Here is a 5581-nt window from a genome sequence, read left to right as displayed (position 1 = left end):
CACGGCGCATCCCCGTCGACTACGCCTCCCACTCCCCCCACGTCGAAACCCTACGCACCGCCCTCGCCGAAGCACTCCACGGCATCCAGACCACCCAGCCCCGCATCCCCATGCTCTCCACCACCACCGGCCAATGGCTCACCGCAGAAGAGACCGGCCCCGACTACTGGTACGACAACCTCCGCGCCCCCGTCCGCTTCGACCAAGCCATCCACACCCTCCTCGAAACCGGCTACAGCCGCTTCATCGAATGCAGCGCCCACCCCGTCCTCACCGTCCCCATCGAAGAAGCCGCCACCGACCGCGACGTCCTCGCCCTGGGCACCCTGCGCCGCCACGACGGCGGCCTCACCCGCCTCCTCACCCAAGCCGCCACCGCCTGGACCCACGGCCTCGACATCGACTGGACCCGACTCCTCCCCACCACCACCCCCGTCGACCTCCCCACCTACCCCTTCCAACACGACCGCTACTGGCTGACCACGCCGGACGCGCAGCCGGTCTCGCCGGACGGTGCCGAGCACCCGCTGCTCGACACGGCGGTGGACCTCCCGGACGGCGGGCTGGTGCTGACCGGGCGGATCGCGCAGGAGTCGCTGCCGTGGCTGGTGGACCACGCGGTGTTCGGCACGGTGCTGCTGCCCGGGACCGCGCTGCTGGACCTGGCGTTGGCGGCCGGGGCCCGGCTGGGCTCGGCCCGGCTGGCCGAACTGACCTTGCAGGCGCCGCTGTTGATCCCGTCCGAGGGCACCTTGCAGTTGCGGGTGACGGCGGCTCCGGCCGAGGCGGACGGGACCCGGCAGGTGGCGATCCACACCCGGGCCGGGAACGACGGGGAGTGGATCCGGCACGCCGCCGGCCACTTCGGCGAGGAGGACGGCACGCCGGAGGGCGCGCCGGAGGCCTCGCGGGCCTGGCCGCCCGCCGGGGCCCGGCCGGTCGCGGTGGAGGGCCTGTACGAGCGGGTCGCCGACCACGGGTACGGCTACGGTCCGGCGTTCCGCGGGCTGCGCCGGGCCTGGAGCCTGGGCGAGCGGGTGTTCGCCGAGGTCGACCTGCCGGACGGTGAGGCCGACCCCGCGTTCGCCGTCCACCCGGCGCTGCTGGACGCCGCGCTGCACGTGCTGCTCCCGGGCGTGCTGGACCCGCAGGCGCCGGGCCGGACCGTGCTGCCGTTCTCCTGGACGGGGGTGCGGGTGCTCGGGGCCGGGTCGACGGCGCTGCGGGTCGAGCTGGCCCGGGTCGGCGAGGACGCCTGGTCGCTGCGCGCGACCGACACCGCGGACCGTCCTGTGCTCGCCGCCGAGTCGCTGACCACCCGTGCGGTGGACGCGGCGGGGCTGCGCGGCACCGCCGACTGGCTGCACCGGGTCGACTGGCAGCCGGCCGCGCTGGACGGGCGGCTGTCCGCGGACGCGTCGGACGCCGTCGTGTGGCGGGTCGAGTCCGCCGGGGCGGAGCCGGAGCCGGTGCGGGCGCTGCTCGCCGAGGCGCTGGAGCGGGTGCAGGGTTTCCTGGCCGACCCCCGGTCGGCGGACTCCCGGCTGGTGGTGGTGACGGCGAACGCCGTGTCCTCCCCGGTGGACCCGGCCGCGGCTGCGGTGTGGGGCCTGGTGCGCAGCGCGCAGACCGAGAACCCGGGGCGGATCGTCCTGCTCGACTCGGACGGCCCGGCCCTCCCGGAGGAGCGGATCGCGGTGGCGCTGGCCAGCGGCGAGCCGCAGTTGGCGCTGCGCGAGGACGCCTGGTCCGTACCCCGGCTGGTCCGGGCGCAGGAGGGGCGGGAGGCGCAGCTCGTGCCGCTCGACGAGCCGTGGCGGCTGTCGCTGACCGAGAAGGGTTCGCTGGACGCGCTGGCGCTGCTGCCCGCGCCGGACACCTCGGCCCCGCTGGAGGCGGGTCAGGTCCGGGTGTCGGTGCGCGCGGCGGGCCTGAACTTCCGGGACGTGCTGATCGCGCTCGGGATGTACCCGCGGCCCGAGGCGGTGCCCGGCAGTGAGGGTGCCGGCGTGGTGGTCGAGGTGGGGCCGGGTGTCACCGACCTCGCGGTCGGCGACCGGGTGTTCGGCTTCTTCACCGGCGGGTTCGCCGAGCTGGCGGTGACCGACCGGCGGCTGCTGGCCCCGGTCCCGGCGGGCTGGTCGTTCGTCCGGGCGGCGTCGGTGCCGGTGGTCTACCTGACGGCCTACCACGGTCTGGTGGACCTGGGCGGGTTGCGGGCCGGGCAGTCGGTGCTGGTGCACGCGGCGGCCGGCGGTGTCGGCATGGCCGCGACGCAGATCGCCCGCCACCTCGGCGCGGAGGTCTACGGCACGGCGAGCACCGGCAAGTGGGACGTGCTGCGCGGCGAGGGCTTCGCGGACGACCGGTTGGCGTCCTCGCGGACCCTGGACTTCCGGGAGGAGTTCCTGGCCGCGACCGGCGGCCGCGGGGTCGACGTGGTGCTGAACGCCCTGGCGCGGGAGTTCGTCGACGCCTCGCTGGACCTGATGCCGAACGGCGGCCGCTTCGTCGAGATGGGCCGGACCGACCTGCGTGACCCGGCGGAGATCGCCGAGCAGCGGCCGGGCGTGGTCTACCGGGCGTTCGAGCTGCTGGAGGCCGGTCCGGACCGGATCCAGGAGATGCTGCTGGAGGTGCTCGACCTGTTCGAGGCCGGGGCGCTCAAGCCGCTGCCGCTGACCACCTGGGACGTCCGCCGGGCTCCCGAGGCGTTCCGGTTCCTGTCGCAGGCCCGCAACGTCGGCAAGATCGTGCTGACCGTGCCGGCCCCGCTCGACCCGGCGGGCACGGTGCTGGTCACCGGCGGCACGGGCACGCTGGGCGCGCTGGCGGCCCGGCACCTGGTGGTCGAGCACGGCGTGCGGCACCTGGTACTGACCAGCCGCAGCGGTCCCCAGGCGCCCGGTGCCCGGGAACTGGCGGCCGAGCTGGCCGAGTTGGGCGCGCAGGTGCGGATCGAGGCCTGCGACGCGGGTGACCGCGCGCAGCTGGCCGCGCTGCTGGCCGCCGTCCCCGCCGAGCACCCGCTGACCGGTGTGGTGCACACCGCAGGCGTGCTGGACGACGCCGTCGTCACCGCGCTGACCCCCGGGCACCTGGCCGGCGTGCTGCGGCCGAAGGCGGACGCCGCCTGGCACCTGCACGAGCTGACCCGCGGGCTCGACCTGTCCCTCTTCGTCCTCTACTCGTCCTCGGCGGGCGTGCTCGGCACCCCCGGGCAGGCCAACTACGCGGCCGCCAACACCTACCTGGACGCGCTGGCCGCGCACCGCCGCGAGCTGGGCCTGCCCGCCACCTCGCTGGCCTGGGGGCTGTGGGAGCAGACCAGCGGCATGCTGGGGCACCTGGGCGACGCCGACCGGACCAGGCTCCGCCGGGCCGGGCTGGTGCCGATGCCGTCCGTGGCCGGCCTGGAGCTGCTCGACCGGGCGCTGTCGCTCGCCGAGCCGGCGCTGGTCCCGGCCGGGATCGACCGGGCCGGGCTGCGCGAGCACCCCGGGGAGCTGCCGCCGCTGCTGCGCGGGCTGGTCGGTGCCGCGCCCGTCCGGGCGGCGCAGCCGAACGGGCAGCGCGACCGGAAGGCCGCGCCGACGCTGGCCGAGCGGCTGGCCGCCGGGGCCGACCGCGACCGGGTCCTGCTGGACCTGGTGTGCGAGGAGACCGCCGCCGTGCTCGGCCACCGGGACCGCGACGCGGTCAAGGCCGGCCGGCCGTTCAAGGAGCTCGGCTTCGACTCGCTGACCTCGGTCGAGCTGCGCAACCGCCTGACCGCGCTGACCGGCCTGCGGCTGCCCGCGACGGTCGTCTTCGACCACCCCACCCCCACCGAGCTCACCAGGTACCTGGGCGAGCGGGTCGGCCCGGACAGGAGCGCCGAACCGGCGCTGTTCGCCGACCTCGCCCGGGTCCGGGACGGGCTGCCGGGCATCGACGCGGCCGAACGCGACCGCGTCCGGGAGAACCTGCGGGAACTCCTGGCCCTGCTCGGCGAGAACGTCCTGTCCGATCTCGATCTCGACCCCGACCTTGCCGACCTCGACTCCGCCACCGACGACGAGCTGTTCGCGCTCCTCGACGACCCGGCGAACGGGAGCTGACACCGATGGCCGACGAACAGCAGCTTCGCGAATACCTCAAGCGTTCGCTCGCCGACACCCGCAAGGCGCGCCGGCGGGTGCAGGAACTGGAGGACCGCGACCACGAGCCGATCGCGATCATCGGCATGGCCTGCCGGTTCCCGGGCGGGGTCTCCTCGCCCGAGGAGCTGTGGCGGCTGGTCGCCGACGGCACCGACGCGATCGCCCCGTTCCCGACCGACCGCGGCTGGGACGACTCCGGCGCCTTCCGCCGCGAGGGCGGCTTCCTGACCGGTGCGGGCGGCTTCGACGCGGGCTTCTTCGAGATCTCGCCGCGCGAGGCCCTGGCGATGGACCCGCAGCAGCGCCTGCTGCTGGAGACCTCGTGGGAGGCGTTCGAGCGGGCGGGCATCGACCCGGCGTCCGTGCGCGGCTCGCAGACCGGCGTCTTCGTCGGCGCGACCGCCCAGGAGTACGGGCCGCGCCTGCAGGACGCCCCCGAGAACGTCCAGGGCCAGTTGCTCACCGGTACCACGCTGAGCGTCGCCTCCGGCCGGATCTCCTACCAGTTCGGCCTGGTCGGTCCGGCGTTGACCGTCGACACGGCGTGCTCCTCGTCGCTGGTGGCGATGCACCTGGCGGTGCGTTCGCTGCGCTCCGGCGAGTCGACGCTGGCGCTGGCCGGCGGCGCGACCGTGATGGCGACCCCCGGCGTCTTCGCGGAGTTCGCCCGGCAGAACGGCCTGGCGGCCGACGCCCGCTGCAAGGCCTTCGCGGCCGCCGCGGACGGCACCGAGTTCGCCGAGGGCGTCGGCGTCCTGGTGCTGGAGCGCCTCTCGGACGCCCAGCGGCTCGGGCACCGGGTGCTGGCGGTGGTCCGTGGCACCGCCGTCAACCAGGACGGTGCGAGCAACGGCCTGACCGCCCCCAACGGCCCGTCCCAGCAGCGGGTGATCCGCGCCGCGCTGGCCGACGCCGGACTGACCACCGCCGACGTCGACCTGGTGGAGGCGCACGGCACCGGCACCAAGCTCGGCGACCCGATCGAGGCCGAGGCCCTGCTGGCCACCTACGGCCAGGAGCGCGGCGAGAACGCGCCGCTGTACCTGGGGTCGGTGAAGTCCAACATCGGGCACACCCAGCACGCCGCCGGCGTCGCCGGGGTGATCAAGTCGGTGATGGCGATGCAGGCGGGCGTCCTGCCCGCGACCCTGCACGTGGACGCGCCCAGCCCGTTCGTGGACTGGGAGGCCGGCCGGGTCGAACTCCTCACCGAGGCCCGCGACTGGACGGCCCTCGACCGGCCGCGCCGGGCCGGCGTGTCCGGGTTCGGCGTCAGCGGCACCAACGCCCACGTGATCATCGAGCAGGCTCCGGCGGAGGTCGCCGAGGAGGAGTCGGCCGTGGAGGCCTTCCCCTCCCCGGTGGTGCCGTGGGTGGTCTCCGGTCACGGCCCGGCCGGCCTGCGCGGCCAGGCCCGACGACTGGCCGCCTTCACCACC

The 5581-nt window shown here is 75.5% G+C and carries 2 protein-coding genes; both read left to right on the top strand.

Annotated features, from left to right (window positions below; translation table 11 throughout):
* On the top strand, nucleotides 1-4100 hold a 4100-nt coding region (locus ACZ3J7_RS40755), incomplete at its 5' end, for an SDR family NAD(P)-dependent oxidoreductase (protein ID WP_465628454.1).
* Between the two features lie 5 nt (nucleotides 4101-4105).
* A partial coding sequence (locus tag ACZ3J7_RS40750; RefSeq protein WP_465628452.1) for a type I polyketide synthase occupies nucleotides 4106-5581 on the top strand: 1476 nt, incomplete at its 3' end.

Source organism: Kitasatospora sp. NPDC015121, assembly GCF_055562955.1.
The sequence above is the reverse complement of the archived record's forward strand: the minus strand, read 5'-3'. Positions and strand labels throughout refer to the sequence as shown.